Below are 18605 nucleotides of genomic sequence, written 5' to 3'. Positions count from 1 at the left end.
CTTCTTGCGGCTAGTCTGGGAGTGCAATCTCGGGGGAGTCGCAATGGGGATGAAAGTGTTGTGGTGCGCGCTGCTGCTGGCCTGTGCTGGCGCGGCGCCTGCGGAAACGTTCAAGCGCGGGGAATATGAATTCGCGACCGGGCCGGCGCCTGCATTCGTGCAGTCGCGCGGACCGGTGCCGGAAGTCTGGCCGGCGTCGACCCCCGGGGCGGACGAAGGCAATTGGCGGACCTGGCGCTACGACGAACAGGTCGATCATCGCGCCGGCAGGAACGATGATTATTTCGAATACGTCTACCAGCCGCGCACGCAGTCGAATCTCGGCGAGGCCGGTCGCTACCAGATCGGATTCAATCCCGACTACCAGCACCTGGTGATCCACGAAGTGGCCTTGCGCCGCAACGGGAAATGGGAGGATCGTCTGCGTCCCGCCACGATCACGGTGGCGCGTCGCGAAAGCGAATTCGAACAGGACATCGCTAATGGCCAGGTCGAAGCATTGATCGTGCTCGACGACATCCGCGTCGATGATCTCGTCAAGATCAGCTACACCGTGCAGGGCAGCAATCCGGTGCTCGCGGGCCAGGAATCGGACTCGATCTACCTGGGCTGGAACAGCCCGATGCTCGACAACTGGTTGCGCGTCCTCTATCCGCCACGCAGCGATATCGCGATCCACAGCGAACACACCACGGTGCAGGCCACGTATCGCGATCTCGCCGATGGGCGTGAAATGGAGTTCCACCAGCACGGAACGCCCGGCATCCAGAACGAAGACGACTATCCGGTGTGGTACCAGCCGTATCCCTACGTGCAGGCATCGCAACGCCGGAGCTGGGGCGACGTGGTGGCCTGGGCGTTGCCGTTGTATCCGGCGGACGTGCAATTGCCGGCGGACCTGCAGGCGCGGATCGCGCAATGGAAGGCGTTGCCCGACCCCGACACGCGATTGGCCATGGCGCTGCGCGCGGTGCAGGACGAAGTCCGTTATTTCGGCGTCGAAACCGGGCAGAACTCCCACCGGCCGAATGCGCCGGGCGTCACCTGGTCGCGTCGCTACGGCGACTGCAAGGACAAGGCCTATCTGTTGTCGATGATCCTGCGCCGGCTCGATATCCAGGCCGAGCCCGCGCTGGTCTCCACGGTCCGGGGCAAGAGGATCGGGGAATTTTCGCCATCGGGCGCGGTGTTCAACCACGTCATCGTGCGCGCCGAGATCGGTGGGCAGCCGGTATGGGTCGATCCCACGCGTTCGTTGCAGGGCGGGAAGCCGCGCGATACCGATCTGAGCGCCTATGGGATGGCATTGCCGATTCACCCGGGGCAGCAGGGCCTGGAGACGATCCCCGCTCCGGCAATCACCAGGCTTGCAGTGAACACCAGCGAACATTTCGTGATCCAGCCCGATGGCTCGGCGCGTCTCGACATCACGACCGAATATCGCGGCGGCGCCGCCGACGAGATGCGCTCCACCGTCAATCGCCAGCGTCTCGACGATCTCAAGCGTGGTTACGCCGAGTACTACCAGAAGCGTTATGGCCAGCTCGACGTATTGGCCGCGCCAGTCATCAGCGATGATCTCGCCGGGAATGTCCTGAAGGTCAACGAGTCCTACCGCATCATCCATGCGACCGGCAACGAAGGCACGCTCAAGGCTTTGCAGATCTATGGCGAAGCGCTGTCCGTTCCGATGAACCTGCCGAAGACGATGTCGCGCAGCGGTCCGTTGTACTTCGCGCGGCAAGGCACTTACCGGCACGAGACCCGGGTCACCGCGCCGGCGAACTGGACCCCGACGTTCGGCCGCGAGAAGGAAGAGCAAAAGGCGAAGGCATTCGATTACACGCGCTCGGTCGATAGCAGCGGCCAGGAAGCAAGCGTGGTGTACGAGGTCAAGATCGGCAATCGCTACGTGTCGGCCGAGGAGGGCGTGGCGCACATCGAGGCATTGCGCAAGGTGCGCGACGACTTGTCTTCGACGCTGCGCTACCGGGTGCCGCTGCAAGGCGAGACCGCAGAGCGTGATCGCCGCCTGAAAGCCTTGCTTGACGATGCATCCGGAGCGAACAAATGAAGGCGATGTTGCGGATGGCGGTGGTCGCGTGGCTGGCGGTGGCCGCTCCAATGGCGATGGCGCAGGTCGCAGGCAAGACGCCCGAGCAGGCATGGGCGTGGTACCTGGCGAATGCCAGCGGCGATGATGTCAGCGATCTCTACTCGACGCTGAACGATAGCGGCTACGTGCGTTCGCGCGTGACCGCCGAGAGTTGCCAGAAAGGCGATGCCGGGCTGAAGCGTGCCGCAGTGAAGGTTCCCGTATCGCTGGCATTGCATCGCGCGCTGCAACTGTGCGCGGAAGCGCGTGGCGACAAGGCTGTCGCCGATGCCGAGGTCTCGGCGTTTGCCGCGCTGTGGAAATATGCGGAACAACAGGCGGGCAGTGGCGCATGGCGTCGCCCGCTGCGCATTGCCGTCCTCAACGATGCTTATGCCGCCCTCGATGCCATGGGGCTGGAATTCGAGTACGAGTTCTATGAAGGCTTTCGCGCCCACGGCGATTTTCCCATCGAGGTCGTGGCACGCGATCCGGAGAGCAAGGTCGAACGCCATTTCCGCTTCGACTATCTGGTGGCCCAGACCGTCATCGATCGCAAGAATCCGAATTTCGGCATGGCCGTGCACCTGAATGGGAACGCGCGCGAGTTCATCGATGCCTACGACAAGGCCGGCGAGTTGTCCGCGCGTGACGTGAAGGCGGTCGCTGCCGCGATGGAAAAGGGACAACTGGCCGAACGCATCGCGGCGATGCGTCCGATCGCGAACGAAGGCGGATTGCTCTCGCTCGGTACCTGGCTGGTGGTGTGCGGGCTCAAGCCCTATCCGGGCTGCGCCGATGGCCTCGTCGATGCATTGCTGCCATTGGCGGAAAAGAAGCAGGGCATGGCGATGGTGTTGCTGTCGACGGCCTATCGCAATGGCATCGGCATCGCCCGCGATGAAAAGGCTGCCAATTTGCTGCTCGATGCGGCAGACAATCAGTGGTGGCAGCGTGGCGCGACAGTGGTTGCAGTGCAGTACCAGGCCGTCCTGCATCCCGATGCCAACACGAGCGGGTTCGAAGATCGGCTTGCGCGCTCGTCTGCCGCAGGCAATCGCGAAGCCGGTCCATTGCGGATCGCGTTGTCCTATGAGGGAACCCCTGGGCGCAAAATCGATGCGGCGGGCATCGCGGAACTGTCGAAGCCGGAGAACAACGCGAAGGGATATGGCGATCGATTGATCGCGATGAACCTGAGGATGCATGGCGACAAGGCCGCTGCCGCGGCCTGGGAAGACAAGGCGACCGCGGCAGGAGATGGCGAGTCCAGTCGCAGGGTCGCCGAGCGCTGGACCACCGAGCATCCGGGACAACCGATGGACGCAGCCACGCTTGCCCTGTTGAAGCATGCCGCGCTTGAAGGGGACCATCTGGCGATGCGACAACTGGCCTTCCTGGCCGCCGGACACAAGCAATGGCGCGAAGCCGAGTTGTATTTGCTGCCGGCGACGATCGAAGGAGATGTCGATGCCATGTATTTCCTTGCAAGGCTCTGGGGGCAGGGGTTCAAGGGCGTGACCGGAACACCGGAAACTGCGCGCAGGCTGTATGAGGATTTGGCATCCGCGCCGGAAGGCGCGCCTGCCCGCCGGGAGTTGGCCATAATGACTCTGGAAGGGCGTGCCGGTATCCCGAAGGATCCAGCAAAGGCACGCGCCATGATGGAGCGGGATGCGCGTGCCGGCGATGCCGATGCACAAGCCCTCTATGGGGCCTGGTTGCTGTCGGGGACCGGTGGCGCAAAAAATGTTCCCGAAGGGCGGCTCTGGCTGGACAAGGCGCTCGCCGCGAAGTCGTATCTGGCTCCTCTCGAATACGGCACATGGTTGATCGAGCAAAGTGATGATCCGGCCGATCATGCGAAGGGGGTCCGTTTGCTCGAGCAGACCGATGCCGCCGGTTCCACTTCCTCGCGCAACAGCCTGGCGTGGGCATATTGCACGTCGCGACACCAGGACCTGCGCGCGGCGCAGAAGGGGTTGCAGGTCGCCAAGCGCATGCAGGCGCTGGATCAGCCGCTGTCGCCGGGCGCGCTGGACACCGTGGCCGCCTGTTATGCCGCGGCTGGCGAATTCGACGAAGCCGTGCGGTTGCAGGAAACGGTGGTGACGCAGGCTCGGGCGGATGGCGATGTCAGTCCCGTGTCGCTCAAGAACATGACCGAACGGCTCGCCTTGTTCAAGAAGCACCAGATCTATATCGAACCGGCAAGGGCTGCCCCCTGACAACGAATACAACGCGTGCGTCGGGTCTTTGCGCCTGACGCACGCGCATGGCTGTGCTAGCGTCACGGGATCAGTCAGGAGCCCCGAATGTCACAGCACCGCCGTCGCACCCGCATCCTCGCCACGCTTGGCCCGGCCACCGATTCGCCGGAAGTCCTCGATGCGTTGATCCGTGCCGGCGTCGATTGCGTCCGACTCAATTTTTCGCACGGCGATCCCTCGGGGCAGGTCGCACGCGCGCAGGCCGTGCGCGAGGCCGCGGCACGCGCCGGCCGCGAGATCGGCATCCTTGCCGATTTGCCGGGTCCCAAGATCCGCGTCGAGCGTTTCGCCGAAGGCAAGGTCGCGTTGAAGGAAGGCGATCGCTTCGATCTGGTCGCCGAGGAAAATCCGCCGCCGGGCGATGCCACCCAGGTCGGCGTCAGCTATCTCGGCCTGCCGGGCGACGTCGTGCCGGGCGACGTGTTGCTGCTCGACGACGGCATGGTCCAGCTGCAGGTCGAGAAGATCGAAGGCCAGCGCATCATCAACCGCGTGCTCAACGATTCCGTGTTGTCCGATCGCAAGGGTCTCAACAAGCAGGGCGGCGGCCTGTCGCTCGGAGCGATCACCGAGAAGGATCGCGAGCTGATCGCGATCGCCGCGCGACTCGATGCCGACTTCATCGCGGTGTCGTTCTGTCGCGATGCCGCCGACATGGAAGAGGCGCGTCGTGCCGCGCAATCGCACGGCAGCCATGCCGCGCTGGTGGCGAAGATCGAGCGTGCCGAGGCGATCGAGAATCTCGACGAGATCATCGACGCCAGCGACGTGGTGATGGTGGCGCGCGGCGATCTTGGCGTGGAGATCGGCGACGCCGAATTGCCCGGCCTGCAGAAGAAGATCATCACGCACTCGGTCCAGCGCAACAAAGTGGTGATCACCGCGACGCAGATGCTGCAGTCGATGGTGTCGAGCCCGATGCCGACGCGCGCGGAAGTCCTCGACGTCGCCAACGCGGTGATCGACGGCACCGACGCGGTGATGCTGTCGCAGGAAACCGCCGCCGGCCAGTATCCGGTGCGCGCGGTGGAAGCGATGGCGCGCATCTGCATCGGCGCCGAGAAGCAGTTCAATAGCGACACCAATTACGAAGGCGCGCAGCGCGACCTCGACCGCGTCGACAACGCGATCGCGATGGCGACGATGTTCCTGACCCAGCACATCCCGGTCGAGGCGATCATCGCCCTGACCGAATCCGGCGGCACCGCGCGCTATCTGTCGCGCTTCCGTTCGCCGGTGCCGATCTACGCCTTCTCCCGCCATGCCGACGCCCGCCGCCGGATGTCGCTGATGCGCGACGTGTTCCCGATCGCCTTCGACAGCCGCGGCCTGTTCGCCGGCCAGGCCGCCCGCCAGGCCATCCGCCACCTGCTGGACGACGGCTTGCTGGACGAGGGACAGCGCGTGCTGTTCACCAGCGGCGAGAGCATGCACCAGCACGGTTCCACCAATACCCTGCGGGTGATCGAGGTCAGCAAGACCATGCCGACCGCCTGACCGGGCGACCGCCGGCGGACCCGATCGAAACCCGGGCGCGGGCTATAATTGCGTTTTCCCCGCGCCAGGACGCCAAACGCAATGAGCATCGAACAGCTTGCCGAAACCGCCCGTGCGATGGTCGCGCCGGGCAAGGGCATCATCGCCATCGACGAATCCGCAGCGACCTGCCAGAAGCGCTTCGACGGCGTCGGCATCGCCAGCACCGAAGAGAACCGTCGCGCCTATCGCGAGCTGCTGCTGACCGTGCCCAAGGTGAATGATTACCTGGCCGGCGCCATCCTGTTCGACGAAACCATCCGCCAGTCCACCAAGGACGGCGTGCCGTTCGCCAAGTACATGGCCGATCACGGCATGATCCCGGGCATCAAGGTCGACAAGGGCACCGTGCCGCTGGCCGGCTTCCCGGGCGAGCTGGTGACCGAAGGCCTCGATGGCCTGCGCGCCCGCCTGCAGGAGTACTACAAGCTCGGTGCGCGTTTCGCCAAGTGGCGCGCGGTGATCAACATCGGCGAGGACATTCCCTCCGGCACCTGCATCGAGGCCAACAGCCAGGCGCTGGCCCGCTATGCCGCGCTGTGCCAGGAACAGGGCATCGTGCCGATGGTGGAACCCGAGGTGCTGATGGACGGCAGCCACGACATCGAGACCTGCTACGAAGTCACCGAAGTGACCCTGCGTTCGCTGTTCGATGCGCTGTACCAGCACAACGTCGCGCTGGAAGGCACCATCCTCAAGGCGTCGATGGTCGTGCCCGGCAAGGATTGCCCGGACCAGGCCAGCGTCGAGGAAGTGGCCGAAGCCACCCTGATGTGCCTGAAGTCGACCGTGCCGGCGATCCTGCCGGGCATCGTGTTCCTGTCCGGTGGCCAGAGCGACGAAGCTGCGACCGCGCATCTCGATGCGATGAACCGCATGGGCCCGAACCCGTGGCCGCTGTCGTTCTCCTACGGTCGCGCCATGCAGCAGGCCGCGTTGAAGCTGTGGTCGCAGGACATGACCGGCAACTGGGCCAAGGCGCAGGACACCGTGTATGCCCGCGCCAAGGACAACGGTCTGGCTGCGCTGGGTCAGTGGAAGAAAGCCTGATCCTTGCTTGACCGCAATCGAAAACGCCGGCCGATGCCGGCGTTTTTTGTTTTTATCGGGGAATGTCGCTCCGTAACGTCGTGACCAACCGAGGGTTGACGGTCCGCATCCATGCCTAAAGTCACGGGTGCGTCATCCTTCATCCGCATAAAATTGCAGGATGAATTTCCGCGCAGAATCGACGTTCCGGCTCTGGGCCGGTGGAATGATCGTGGGCCTGATGCTTGCAGGCTGCCACCGCGATGGCGATGCCGGCAAGGCTGGCGCGCAAGGTGGCGGCGGCAACCAGCCGATCGAGGTGGTGATCCAGTCCGTCAGCCCGCAGCCGTGGACGGATACGCTGCAGGCGCTGGGCACGGTCAAGGCGCATGAATCGGTGACGGTGACCGCCAAGGTCAGCGAAACCGTGGACAAGGTGCATTTCGAAAGCGGGCAGTGGGTGAACCGCGGTGCGCCGCTGGTCACGCTGACCGGCCAGCAGCAACAGGCGGCGCTGGCGGCCGCGGCAGCCGCAGCCAAGGAAGCCGACACGCTGTATCAGCGCCAGTCGCAACTCGCCGCGCAGCAGTTGATCGCGAAGTCGATGCTCGATACCCAGAAGGCGACGCGCGATGCCGCCATCGCCCAGGTGCAGCAGATCCGCGCCAACCTTTCCGATCGCGTGATCCGCGCGCCGTTCTCCGGCCTGCTCGGCCTGCGCCAGGTGAGCCCGGGCACGCTGGTGACGCCGGGGACGGCGATCGCCACGCTCGACGACGTTTCGCGCGTCTATGTCGATTTTCCGGTGCCGGAAACCGAATTGGCGAACGTGGCCTCGGGACAAGCAGTGAGCGGAACGACGCAGGCCTATTCCGGCCGTGAATTCACCGGCACCGTGCAGACGTCGGCCGGGCGCCTGGATACCGGTTCGCGCGCGATGACGGTGCGCGGCGATTTCCCCAATCCCGATCATGCATTGAAGCCGGGCATGCTCTTGAACGTCGAAGTCACGCGCGGCACGCATCCGGCCATCGTCGTGCCCGAGCTCGCGGTGATGCAGGTCGGCTCGCAGACCTTCGTCTGGCGCGTCACGCCTGCGGGCAAGGCGCAGAAGGTCGAAGTCGAAGTCGGCGGGCGCATCCCCGGCAAGACGATGATCCGCACCGGACTCAACGCCGGTGACCGCATCGTGGTCGATGGCGTCGGCAAGGTGAAGGCGGACGCCACGCTCAAGGCCGCGGCACCTTCCGCCGCCGGGGCCGGGAAGAAGTGAAGCTGTCCGACGTCTCCATCAAGCGGCCGGTGCTGGCCGTGGTGATGAGCCTGCTGCTGGTCGTGCTGGGCGTAATGTCGTTCATGCGCCTGACGCTGCGCGAACTGCCGGCGATCGATCCGCCGATCGTGTCGGTGCAGGTCGATTACCCGGGCGCATCGGCGAGCGTGGTGGAGACGCGCATCACCAAGGTCCTCGAGGACGGTCTCGCCGGCATCGAGGGCATCAATACCATCGATTCCTCGAGCCAGAACGGCAGCTCGCGCATCAGCATCGAATTCCTGCCGACGCGCGACATCGAAGGCGCGACCAACGACGTGCGCAATGCGGTGAGCCGCGTCGCCGACGGCATTCCCCCCGAAGCACGCCCGCCGGAAATCAGCAAGGTCGAGAGCGATTCGGATCCGATCATCTGGTTCAACCTGCGGTCCACCAACATGGACACGCTGCAGCTCACCGACTACGCGCAGCGCTACCTCGTCAATCGTTTCTCCAGCCTGCCCGGCGTCGCCACCGTGCGCGTGGGCGGCGGCCAGACCTATGCGATGCGTATCTGGCTCGACCACGACGCGATGGCCGCGCGCGGCATCACCATCCCCGATGTCGAAACGGCGCTGAAGCAGGAGAACGTCGAGCTCGGCGCCGGCCACCTCGAATCGAAGGATCGCGACTTCATCCTGCGGGTGATGCGCGACTACACCACGCCGGAAGCCTTCGCGCAGTTGCCGGTCACGCGCGGCAACGACGGTTACGTGGTCAAGCTTGGCGACATCGCCACGGTGAAGCAGGAATCGGCGGAACGCCGCGCCTGGTACCACAGCAACGGCGAGCCGGCGATCGGCCTCGGCATCGTCAAGACTTCGACCGCCAACAGCCTCGACGTCGCCAGGGCGGCGCAGGTCGAAGCCGACCGCATCCGTTCCAGCCTGCCGGGTGGCGCCGACATCTACGTCGCCTTCGACAACACCACCTTCATTTCCGCCGCGGTCGAGCGCGTCTACGGCACGCTGATCGAAGCGGTGATCCTGGTGCTGGTGGTGATCTGGCTGTTCCTCGGCAGCGTGCGCGCGGCGCTGATCCCGGCGGTGACGGTGCCGGTGTGCCTGATCGCATCGTTCATCGCGTTGTACGCCTTCGGGTTCTCGATCAACCTGCTGACGCTGCTGGCATTGGTGTTGTGCATCGGTCTGGTGGTGGACGACGCCATCGTGGTGGTGGAGAACATCCAGCGCCGCGTCGACCTCGGCGAACCGGCATTGGTCGCGGCAAAGCGCGGCACTGCCCAGGTCGCGTTCGCGGTGCTGGCGACGACCGCGGTGCTGATCGCGGTGTTCCTGCCGGTCGGTTTCCTGCAGGGCAATACCGGACGCCTGTTCCGCGAGTTGTCGGTGGCGATGGCGGCGGCGGTGGCGATCTCCGCCTTCGTCGCGTTGACGCTGACGCCGATGATGGCGTCGAAGTTGCTCAAGCCGCACACCGGTCCGCACGCGGTGCATTCCAATCGCGTCAGCGAATGGTTGAACGCGCGCTTCACCCGCATGGCCGATGCCTATCGCGGCCTGCTCACGCGCGTGGTCGGTCGCACCTGGCTGTTCGCCGGCTTGATGGTGGGTGCGCTGGTGGCGACGGTGCTGTTGTTCAAGGCGCTGCCCAGCGAACTCGCGCCCGCGGAAGACCGTGGCACCTTCCAGATCATGGCGGAAGGCCCGGAAGGCGCGAGCTTCGATTACACCGTGGCGCAGATGAAGAAGGTCGAGCAGGTGCTGCTCGACGAAACCGGACCCGGCAAGCCGCTGGAACGCGCCAACCCGCGCGTGCCCGGCAGTTTCGGTCCGAGCGAGGACATGTACATCGGTCGCGCCAGCGTCTTCCTCAAGGACTGGAAGGAACGCAAGCAGAGCACCGCCGACGTGGCCGCCGAACTGCAGAAGAAGCTGTCGGCGATCACCAGCGTGAAGTCGCGCACGATGCTGAGCGGTGGCCTGGTGCGCACGCGCGGCCAGCCGTTCCAGCTGGTGTTGGGCGGCCCCGACTACGCCGAACTGGCGCAGTGGCGCGACATCCTGATGGCGAAGATCAACCAGTATCCCGGCTTGAACGGCGTCGATTCCGACTACAAGGAAACGCGCCCGCAGATGCGGGTGATCATCGACCACGCGCGCGCGGCCGATCTCGGCGTGACCGCGCAGGCGATCGGTGGCGCGCTGCAGGCGCTGATGGGCGGCGAACGCATGACCACCTTCGTCGACGACGGCCAGGAATACGACGTGATGCTGCAGGCCGGACGCGACAATCGCGATTCGATCGCCGACCTCAACAACATCCAGGTGCGTTCCAAGACCGGCACGCTGGTGCCGCTGTCCAACCTGGTGACGCTGAAGGAAATTGCCGAGCCGGGCTCGCTGGCGCGCTTCAACCGCCTGCGTTCGATCACGATTTCCGCTGGCCTGGCGCCGGGTGCGCGCTTGGGCGATGCAGTGGCGTGGGCGCAGAAGACGGTGAAGGAATCGCTGCCGGAGCACGCGCAGATCAGCTGGAAGGGCGAGTCGCGCGAACTGCAGCAATCGGGTGGTGAAGTGCTGATCACCTTCGCGCTGGCGCTGCTGATCGTCTATCTCGCGCTGGGCGCGCAGTTCGAAAGCTTCCTGCATCCGCTGGTGATCATGCTGACGGTGCCGCTGGGCGTGCTCGGCGCACTGATCGGCTTGTGGGTCACCGGGGGCACCCTCAACCTGTTCTCGCAGATCGGCATCGTGATGCTGGTCGGCCTCGCCGCCAAGAACGGCATCCTGATCGTCGAATTCGCGAACCAGTTGCGCGACGAAGGCCGCAGCGTGCGCGACGCCATCATCGAATCGGCGTCGATCCGCCTGCGTCCGATCCTGATGACCTCGATCGCGACGGTGATGGGCGCGATCCCGCTGATCGTCGCCGGGGGCCCCGGTTCGGCCAGTCGCGCCACCATCGGCGTGGTCGTGGTGTTCGGCGTCTCGGTATCGACGCTGCTGTCGCTGTTCGTGATCCCGGCGTTCTACCTGGTGATCGCGCCGCATACGCATTCGCCGGAAGCGATCGCGCACGAACTCGATAAACTGGAAGCCGAAACCCCGAACGTGGGCGGACACGCTTGATGGCCATGCAGGAATCGGTTGCTCGCGAGCTGCGCATGTACGGCGTCAACGCCGTGCGCGCCGTATTCGCACAGCGCCCCGAAGCCTTGCGCAAGCTGTGGTTGTCGGAGGAGCGCGTCGACGCGATGCGCGACGTGCTGAAGTGGTGCGCGTCGCATCGCGTCGGCTATCGCATCGTGCCCGATGACGATCTGCGCAAGCTCGCGGCGAGTTCGCATCACGAAGGCGTGGTCGCCGATGTCGTGCGCGCGCCGATGCCGCGTCTTGAAGACTGGCTGTCCACCCGTCCCGCCGGCCGCGATTGCGCACTGTGGCTGGACGGCGTCGGCAATCCGCACAACCTCGGCGCGATCCTGCGCAGCGCTGCGCATTTCGGTGTCGGCGCATTGTTGATCCCGCGCGATTCCGACTTGCAGGTTTCCGGCGCGGCCGCGCGCGTGGCCGAAGGCGGCGCCGAAGCGGTGACGCTGGTTCGCCTGCCGGCCGCCGATCGCGCGCTGTCGATGCTGCGGGATGCCGGTTATGCCACCGCGGCAACCTTGGTCGACGGCGGCGACGATCTGTTCGCGCTGGACCTGCCGCAAAGACTGGTCTACGTGATGGGCGCGGAACAATCCGGCATGGATCGCGGACTGGCCGCAAGCTGCGACCTGCGGGCGTCGATTCCTGGCACCGGCGCGGTGGAAAGTTTGAATGTCGCGTCGGCGACGGCAGTGCTGTTGGCTGCCTGGGCCCGGAACATCTGATTCATCGAATCAGATGTTCCCTTGGTTGAATCAACGACGCTTGCGCGGTTCCGGTGCCGGCATGGTGCCGCTGCCGAGGCTGCCATCCACATTGGCGGCGATGAAGGCGAGCGTGGCGTAAGCGGCGATATCGACGCGCAGGTCTTCGGGATCGACCTTGTCGAGGGTGTCGTTCGGCGTGTGGTGCAGGTCGAAATAGCGGGTGGCGTCGTGCGCGAACGCGCCGGCTGCCGAGCCTGCCGCCTGCATCAGTCCCATTTCCGATTCCGCCTCGCCCTTGCCCGGCGTGTAGGCGATGCCGAGCGGCTTCAGCAGTTCCGCCACCTGTGCCATCGCAGGTTCGGCATCCTTCGACCAGGTTCCGCCGAACTCGTAGACGCGACCGGGGCCGGAATCCGACTCCATCACGATCTGGCTCTTGGCGATCTTGTCCTTCTGCGATTCGGCGTAGACGCGACCGCCCCACAGGCCTTGTTCTTCGTTGGCGAAGGCGACCACGCGGATGGTGCGTTCCGGGCGCTTCATCTTGCCGGCGAGTTGCGCCGCGGCCATCGAGATGGCGACGCCGCTGCCGTCGTCGATCGCGCCGGTGCCGAGGTCCCAGGAATCGAGGTGGCCGGCAAGCGCGACGATTTCGTCGGACTTGCTGCTGCCGGTGATTTCGCCGATCACGTTCTGCGAGGTGTATTCGCCGTTGAAGCCGCAATCGAGGGCGACGCGGATGCGCGTCGGGCCGAGCTTGACGAGGCGGGCGAGCTGATCGGCATCGATATTGGTGAGTGACGCTTCCGGAATCGGCTTCACACCGTTCTCGAAGCGCGTCATGCCGGTGTGCGGATTGCGTTCCCAGTCGGTGCCGGCCGGGCGCATCACGTAGCCGATCGCGCCGGCCTTCGACGCCGACGAGGCGCCCGTGGTACGCACCCTGCTGCCAATGCCGTAGCCGTGGCCGTCCTTCGCCCTGGGCATCATCACGTCGACGAAGGCGATCTTGCCGGCCAGCGATCCTGGCGCGGCCTTCTGCAGCGCTTCCAGCGAATCGAAGCGCACGACTTCACCTTCCACGGTGCCACCCGGGCTGCCGCCAAGCGCGGTCAGCACGAGCTTCTGCGAATGCGCGCCGAGCACTTCACCGTGCTCGCTGCGGCGTTCCCACTTCGGGAACGTCACCGGCTGTGTCCACACCTTGTCGAAGCCGAGTTCCTTGAACTTCGCCTTCGCCCATTCCACCGCGCGGGCATCGCCCTCGCTGCCGGCCATGCGCTGGCCAACTTCGGTCGTCAGCGATTCCAGTACCTTCCAGCCGGTGTTGTCCTTCAGTGCCTGGTCGCGCAATGCGGCGGCGGCTTGCACGGTCGCGGGCGAGGCCTTGGTTTCGGCGGCGAATGCAGACGGCGTGGCGAGCAGGCTGGCGAGGGACATTGCGATCGAAGCTGCGAGCAGGGTGCGGGTCATGGCGGTCTCGACGCGGAAAAGAGAAACCCCGAGCCTAGCAGCCCGGGGTTCCTGAACAGCTGTGCCAATGGTCATGCCGCTACCGTGTCAACGGCAGCGCACGGATCATTTTTTCAGGCCGTCGCGAATCTCGCGCAGCAACAGCACTTCCTCGCTCGGCGGTGCGTCGGCGGCGACAGCCGGCTGGCGCATGCGGTTGTAGATCTTGAGGAACAGGAAGATCACGAAGGCGATCAGCAGGAAGTCGATGCAGGTCTGGATGAAATCGCCGTACTTGATCGCCACTTCCGCGACCTTTTCCTTGCCGGTCGCCGGATCCATCACCGCCGGGGTGATGACGTGCTTCCAGTCCTTGAAGTCGGCGCCACCGGTCAACATGCTGATCGCCGGCATCACGATGCCTTCGACCAGCGCGGTGACGATCTTGCCGAACGCGGCGCCGATGACGACACCGACCGCCAAGTCGACCACGTTGCCCTTGGAGATGAACTCCTTGAATTCGCTGATCATGCCCATGCATTCCAACCTATGTAGAGGGGTGGCCGGAGCATAGCGCAGCAGCGGTTAGACGATTTCACCTTCCAGCGCGACCAGGGTTCCGAGCCGGGCGACGAAACGGTCGCCACGCTGCAGTGCGGCAACGCCAGCCGGGGTGCCGGTGAATATCAGGTCGCCGCGACGCAGTGCATAGAGCTTCGAAAGTTCGACCAGCACGTCCGGCACGTCCCAGATCCAGTCGCGCAGTTCGCCGTGCTGGCGCAGCGCGCCATTCACCTCGAGGCTGATCGCGAGCGTGGACAGATCGCCGGCGTCCGCCGCCGGAATCACCGCGCTGATCGGCGCCGAATGATCGAAGGCCTTGCCGATGTCCCAGGGCAGCGACTTTGCCTTGCAATCGGCCTGCAGGTCGCGGCGGGTCAGATCGAGCCCGATGGCGTAACCGAACACCAGTGCCTCGGCCTGCGCGCGCGTCAGCTCGCCTTCCGGCGCATCGGCGCCAAGCACTGCCACCAGCTCGACTTCGTGATGCAACTCATGCGTCGCCGACGGGTAGGGCACGCGGCCGTCGGTGACAATCGCGTCCGATGGCTTCTGGAACAGCACGGGACGACCACGCGCTTCCGGCGAGGCCGGCGTCGCGCCCATCTCGCGCGCGTGGTCGGCGAAGTTGCGTCCGATGCAGTGGATGCGATGCACGGGGATCGTGCGCCCATCGCTGGTGACGACGCGCGGTGCGGGCAGGGGCGGAAAGACATCGTTCATGGGCGCTGCATCGGAATGGCCGGAACCGCTATGCTGCGTTCGGATTCCCTGTTGTTGCAAGCCGTGCCAGAACCGCTGATCGCCCTCGAACAGATTCCCGACCACGGCTTCGCCGAAGCCAGCGGTGTGGTGGATGGCGATGCCGAATCGCTGATCCTGCGCCGCGACGGCACGCGGGTGGCGGCATGGTTCAACATCTGCCCGCACGCGGGACGCCGGCTCGACTGGGCGCCCGGGCAATTCCTGGTCTCGCGTACCGGCGATCTGGTGTGTGCGGCGCACGGCGCCAGCTTCTCGCCGATCGATGGTCGCTGCACCGGCGGCCCGTGCATGGGTTCTTCGTTGCGCGCGGTGCCGCTGGAAACGCGCGATGGACAGGTGTTCCTGAAAAACGTCAGCGGAACATCTGCAGCAGATTGACCATCGAGACCACGATGGCGATGTAGATGCAGGCCAGCGGTCCGCCGATCCGCCACAGGTCGCGCGGCGTGTAATTGCCGGGACCGATGATCATCGAGATGACCGGATTCGATGCCGTCATGAAATTGCACGATGCCGACAGCGCGACGATCAGGGCGAAGCTGGTCGGATTGCCGCCGGTCGCGAGCGCCAGGTTGACCGCGATCGGCACCAGCATGATGGTCGCGCCGACGTGGCTGATGATCAGCGAGAACAACACGGTCAATACCGCCAATGCGAGTTCGATCAGCACGATTGGCGTGCTCTGCGGAATGCGATCGACGGTATGGCCGGCGACCCAGGCCGCCGCGCCACTGGAATCCATCGCCCAGCCCAGCGGGATCAGGCAGGCCATCAGGAATACCGTCTTCCAGCTGATCGCGGCGTAGGCCTCGTCCATGTGGATGACGCCGGTGACCAGCATGCCGGCGACGCCGGTCATCAACGCGATCGGCACCGGCACGCGCGACGACAGCGCGATCAGCATGGTGATGGCGAAGATGCCCATCGCGATCTTGAACTTGTGCGGACGCTGGCGCGCTTTCGGGTAATCGGTGACGACCACGAAGTCCTTTTGCGCCGCGACTTCCGCCAGCCGTTGCCAGATGCAATGCAGGACCAGCATGTCGCCGGCGCGCAGCGGCACGTTGCGCACGTCTTCGCGGATCACTTCGCGGTCGCGATTGATCGCCAGCAGGCTGATGCCGTACTGCTTGCGGAAGCGCAGTTCGGCCTGCGTCTTGCCGATGAAGCGCGAGTTCGGCGGCACCACCGCTTCGGCGATGCCGGCGCGGCTCGGATTGAACAGGTCGCCGAATTCGCGCAGCCGCGATGACGCCACCAGCTTCTGCTGTTCGGCGAAGCGCAGCACGTCCTCGCCCGGGCCCATCGCGCCGAGCACGTCGCCGACCCAGATGCGCGCGTCGGCCGGCGGCGCCAGGCGCGATTCGCCGTGGCTGCGATGCGCGAGCAACAGCGGCGCGCCGACCAGACGTTCCGCCTCGCCGATGGTGGTGCCGACCAGCGGGCTCTGCGCCGTCACCGTCAGTTCGAAGACGTCGCCGTTGATGCCGTAGGTGCTGGCGAAATAGCTCTCGGTGCGGCCGGGCGTCACCGCGCCGTCTTCCTCGCGCAGGCGGCGGTCACCATAAAAACGGAAATACAGCAGCACCGCGGCCAGCATCACGATGCCGATCGGCATCGGCGCGAACATCTTGAACGGGTGGATCGACGCCGCGCCGGAGGGCATGTTGGCGTTGGCCGACATCAGCAAGTCGTTGAGCAGGATCAGCGGCGAGTTGCCGACCATGGTCAGCGCGCCGGCCATGACGATGGTCGCGGCGATCGGCAGCAGCATGCGTGAGGTGGCGATGCCGGTGCGCGCGGAAATGCGCGAGGACACCGGCAGGAACATCGCCATCACCGACGGGTTCTGCATCAACGGCGACACCGCCGCCGCCGACAGGCAGGTGAGCGTCAACAGGCGTTTGTCGGAGCCGCTCGATCGCCGCAGCAACCAGCCGGCGAGGCGATTGAGCGCGCCGGTGCGTTCAAGGCCGGCGCCAAGGATCATCGTCGAGATGATGCTGATCACCGCGCTGCCCGAGAATCCGCCGAACAGGTCTTCCGGTGCGATCAATCCGGTGAGGCCGAGCAGCACCAGCACGCATAGCGCGACGACGTCCGGACGGATGCGCTCGAACAGGAACAGCACCATCGTCAGCCCGACCAGGCCGAGGACCATGGCCATGTCGCTGCTGAGGACGAGGCCGCTGCCCATCGTCAGGCGCGGTCGTAGATCAGGTCGAAAACGGGATGTCCCAGTCGCTGGCCACGCGTCTCGAAATGCGTCTGTGGACGCCAGGCCGGACGCGGGACTTGTCCGCGTGGCCCCTCGCGATTGACCAGTCCGGGCGTGGCATCCAGCACGTCCCACATCTGTTCGGCGTAATCCGGCCAGTCGGTGGCGAGATGGAGGCGGCCGGTCGGTGCCAGTTTGCGCACCAGCAAGGCGGCGAATTCCGTGTTCACCAACCGGCGCTTGCCGTGGCGCTTCTTGTGCCAGGGATCGGGGAAATAGATGCGGATCTCGTCGAGCGATGCGTCGGCGATTTCGTTCTCCAGCACTTCCACCGCGTCGTGGTGGTAGAGGCGCGCGTTCTTCGCATCGTCGCTGGCCAGTGCATTGAGTAGGCGTCCAACGCCGGGCGCATGCACTTCGATGCCGATATGGTCGCGGGCAGGATCGAGCGCCGCGGAATAACGCAGCGCCTCGCCGTTGCCGAAACCGATTTCGACGATGCGCGGTGCATGGCGGCCGAAGAGGGCGTCGAAGTCGCGCGGCGTACCGGCGTAGTCGAGGCCGAAGCGCGGCCATTGTTCGTCGAAGGCTTTTTGCTGCGCCGGGGTGAAACGGCCCTGGCGCAAGACGAAACTGCGGATGCGGCGACGACCGGGCTCGACCGTGAACGGCTTGGCCGGGACTTTCGCGCCTTCGCTGGAGAACGGATCGGTCATCCGATCAGTCCATCCACCGGCGACGACGCACTGGCGTAACGCTTGCGCGGAATGCGGCCAGCGAGGAAGGCATCGCGACCGGCTTCGACCGCGGCCTTCATCGCCCGCGCCATCCGCACCGGGTCCTTGGCGCCGGCGATCGCGGTGTTCATCAGCACGCCATCGCAGCCGAGCTCCATCGCGATCGCGGCATCCGACGCGGTGCCGACGCCGGCATCGACGATGATCGGCACCTTGGCGTTCTCGACGATCTCGAGCAGGTTGTAGCGGTTCTGGATGCCCAGTCCCGAGCCGATCGGCGCGGCCAGCGGCATCACCGCGACGCAGCCGATTTCTTCCAGGCGCTTGCACAGGATCGGGTCGTCGCTGGTGTAGACCATGACGTGGAAGCCATCGGCCACCAGCTGTTCGGCGGCCTTGAGCGTCTGGATCACGTCGGGGAACAAGGTCTTCTGGTCGCCCAGCACTTCGAGCTTGGTCAGGTTGTGGCCGTCCAGCAGTTCGCGCGCGAGCCGGCATGTGCGCACGGCGTCCTCGGCGGTGTAGCAGCCGGCGGTATTGGGCAGGATGGTGTAGCGATCGGGCGGCAGCACGTCGAGCAGGTTGGGTTCGCCCGGATTCTGGCCGATGTTGGTGCGGCGGATCGCCACGGTGACGATCTCGGCGCCGGCCGCTTCGGTGGCGTTGCGGGTTTCGTCGAGGTCCTTGAATTTGCCGGTGCCGGTGAGCAGGCGGGAACGGTAGGTCTTCCCTGCGATGACCAGGGCGTCGTCGGAAATGTTCATGCAGCAATTATCGCTGAAAGGACTGAATGATTGCCGGGAAGCAATC

The 18605-nt window shown here is 65.4% G+C and carries 14 protein-coding genes; 8 read left to right on the top strand and 6 right to left on the bottom strand.

Features of this window, described 5'->3' with window-relative positions; translation table 11 throughout:
* Positions 1-43: 43 nt before the first annotated feature.
* The 7 genes from ABE093_RS11705 to ABE093_RS11675 all read left to right on the top strand — a co-directional run bounded on the left by ABE093_RS11705 (position 44) and on the right by ABE093_RS11675 (position 12080).
* Positions 44-2074 (top strand): DUF3857 domain-containing transglutaminase family protein, encoded by a 2031-nt coding sequence (locus ABE093_RS11705; protein ID WP_430761082.1) that lies wholly within the window; start codon positions 44-46, stop codon positions 2072-2074.
* A complete protein-coding gene (locus tag ABE093_RS11700) occupies positions 2071-4323 on the top strand; it encodes a tetratricopeptide repeat protein (protein WP_430761081.1) in 2253 nt (750 codons plus the stop codon). Before ABE093_RS11705 ends, ABE093_RS11700 begins: the two co-directional genes overlap by 4 nt.
* A gap of 87 nt (positions 4324-4410) precedes the next feature.
* On the top strand, positions 4411-5862 hold the full coding sequence (gene pyk, locus ABE093_RS11695; protein ID WP_430761080.1) for a pyruvate kinase: 1452 nt from the start codon (positions 4411-4413) through the stop codon (positions 5860-5862).
* 81 nt (positions 5863-5943) lie between these two features.
* Positions 5944-6951 carry a class I fructose-bisphosphate aldolase gene (locus ABE093_RS11690; RefSeq protein WP_430761079.1) on the top strand — a complete coding sequence of 336 codons (1008 nt, stop codon included), beginning with the start codon at positions 5944-5946 and terminating at the stop codon, positions 6949-6951.
* Between the two features lie 160 nt (positions 6952-7111).
* Positions 7112-8203 carry an efflux RND transporter periplasmic adaptor subunit gene (locus ABE093_RS11685; protein WP_430761078.1) on the top strand — a complete coding sequence of 364 codons (1092 nt, stop codon included), beginning with the start codon at positions 7112-7114 and terminating at the stop codon, positions 8201-8203.
* The gene (locus ABE093_RS11680; protein ID WP_430761077.1) at positions 8200-11334 is read left to right on the top strand and encodes an efflux RND transporter permease subunit; all 3135 of its coding nucleotides are present in this window, start codon (positions 8200-8202) and stop codon (positions 11332-11334) included. Before ABE093_RS11685 ends, ABE093_RS11680 begins: the two co-directional genes overlap by 4 nt.
* Positions 11334-12080, top strand: coding sequence for a TrmH family RNA methyltransferase (locus tag ABE093_RS11675; RefSeq protein WP_430761076.1), 747 nt, complete (start codon positions 11334-11336; stop codon positions 12078-12080). The genes ABE093_RS11680 and ABE093_RS11675 overlap by 1 nt, the downstream gene beginning before the upstream one ends.
* A gap of 30 nt (positions 12081-12110) precedes the next feature.
* Here ABE093_RS11675 and ABE093_RS11670 read toward each other — a convergent pair whose 3' ends face one another.
* The 3 genes from ABE093_RS11670 to ABE093_RS11660 all read right to left on the bottom strand — a co-directional run bounded on the left by ABE093_RS11670 (position 12111) and on the right by ABE093_RS11660 (position 14798).
* On the bottom strand, positions 12111-13535 hold the full coding sequence (locus ABE093_RS11670; RefSeq protein WP_430761075.1) for a M20/M25/M40 family metallo-hydrolase: 1425 nt from the start codon (positions 13533-13535) through the stop codon (positions 12111-12113).
* Between the two features lie 105 nt (positions 13536-13640).
* Positions 13641-14051, bottom strand: coding sequence for a large-conductance mechanosensitive channel protein MscL (gene mscL / locus ABE093_RS11665; protein WP_430761074.1), 411 nt, complete (start codon positions 14049-14051; stop codon positions 13641-13643).
* Between the two features lie 48 nt (positions 14052-14099).
* Positions 14100-14798 carry a fumarylacetoacetate hydrolase family protein gene (locus ABE093_RS11660; RefSeq protein WP_430761073.1) on the bottom strand — a complete coding sequence of 233 codons (699 nt, stop codon included), beginning with the start codon at positions 14796-14798 and terminating at the stop codon, positions 14100-14102.
* Between the two features lie 30 nt (positions 14799-14828).
* Here ABE093_RS11660 and ABE093_RS11655 point away from each other — a divergent pair, with 30 nt between their 5' ends.
* Positions 14829-15218, top strand: a complete 390-nt coding sequence (locus ABE093_RS11655; protein WP_430761072.1) for a Rieske (2Fe-2S) protein — start codon at positions 14829-14831, stop codon at positions 15216-15218.
* Here the strand turns inward: ABE093_RS11655 and ABE093_RS11650 are convergent.
* From ABE093_RS11650 to ABE093_RS11640, 3 genes are read right to left on the bottom strand one after another with little or no spacing between them, the layout of a single operon-like run.
* A complete protein-coding gene (locus tag ABE093_RS11650) occupies positions 15193-17037 on the bottom strand; it encodes an SLC13 family permease (protein ID WP_430761071.1) in 1845 nt (614 codons plus the stop codon). The genes ABE093_RS11655 and ABE093_RS11650 overlap by 26 nt on opposite strands.
* A 2-nt stretch (positions 17038-17039) precedes the next feature.
* A complete protein-coding gene (gene trmB / locus ABE093_RS11645) occupies positions 17040-17774 on the bottom strand; it encodes a tRNA (guanosine(46)-N7)-methyltransferase TrmB (RefSeq protein ID WP_430761070.1) in 735 nt (244 codons plus the stop codon).
* Positions 17771-18559, bottom strand: coding sequence for a thiazole synthase (locus ABE093_RS11640; RefSeq protein ID WP_430761069.1), 789 nt, complete (start codon positions 18557-18559; stop codon positions 17771-17773). Before ABE093_RS11640 ends, trmB begins: the two co-directional genes overlap by 4 nt.
* Positions 18560-18605 lie beyond the last annotated feature (46 nt).

It is taken from the genome of Solilutibacter silvestris (genome assembly GCF_050574925.1).
GTDB classification, from domain to species: Bacteria; Pseudomonadota; Gammaproteobacteria; order Xanthomonadales; family Xanthomonadaceae; genus Solilutibacter; species Solilutibacter silvestris_A.
This window is presented reverse-complemented; position numbering and strand designations above follow the sequence as displayed.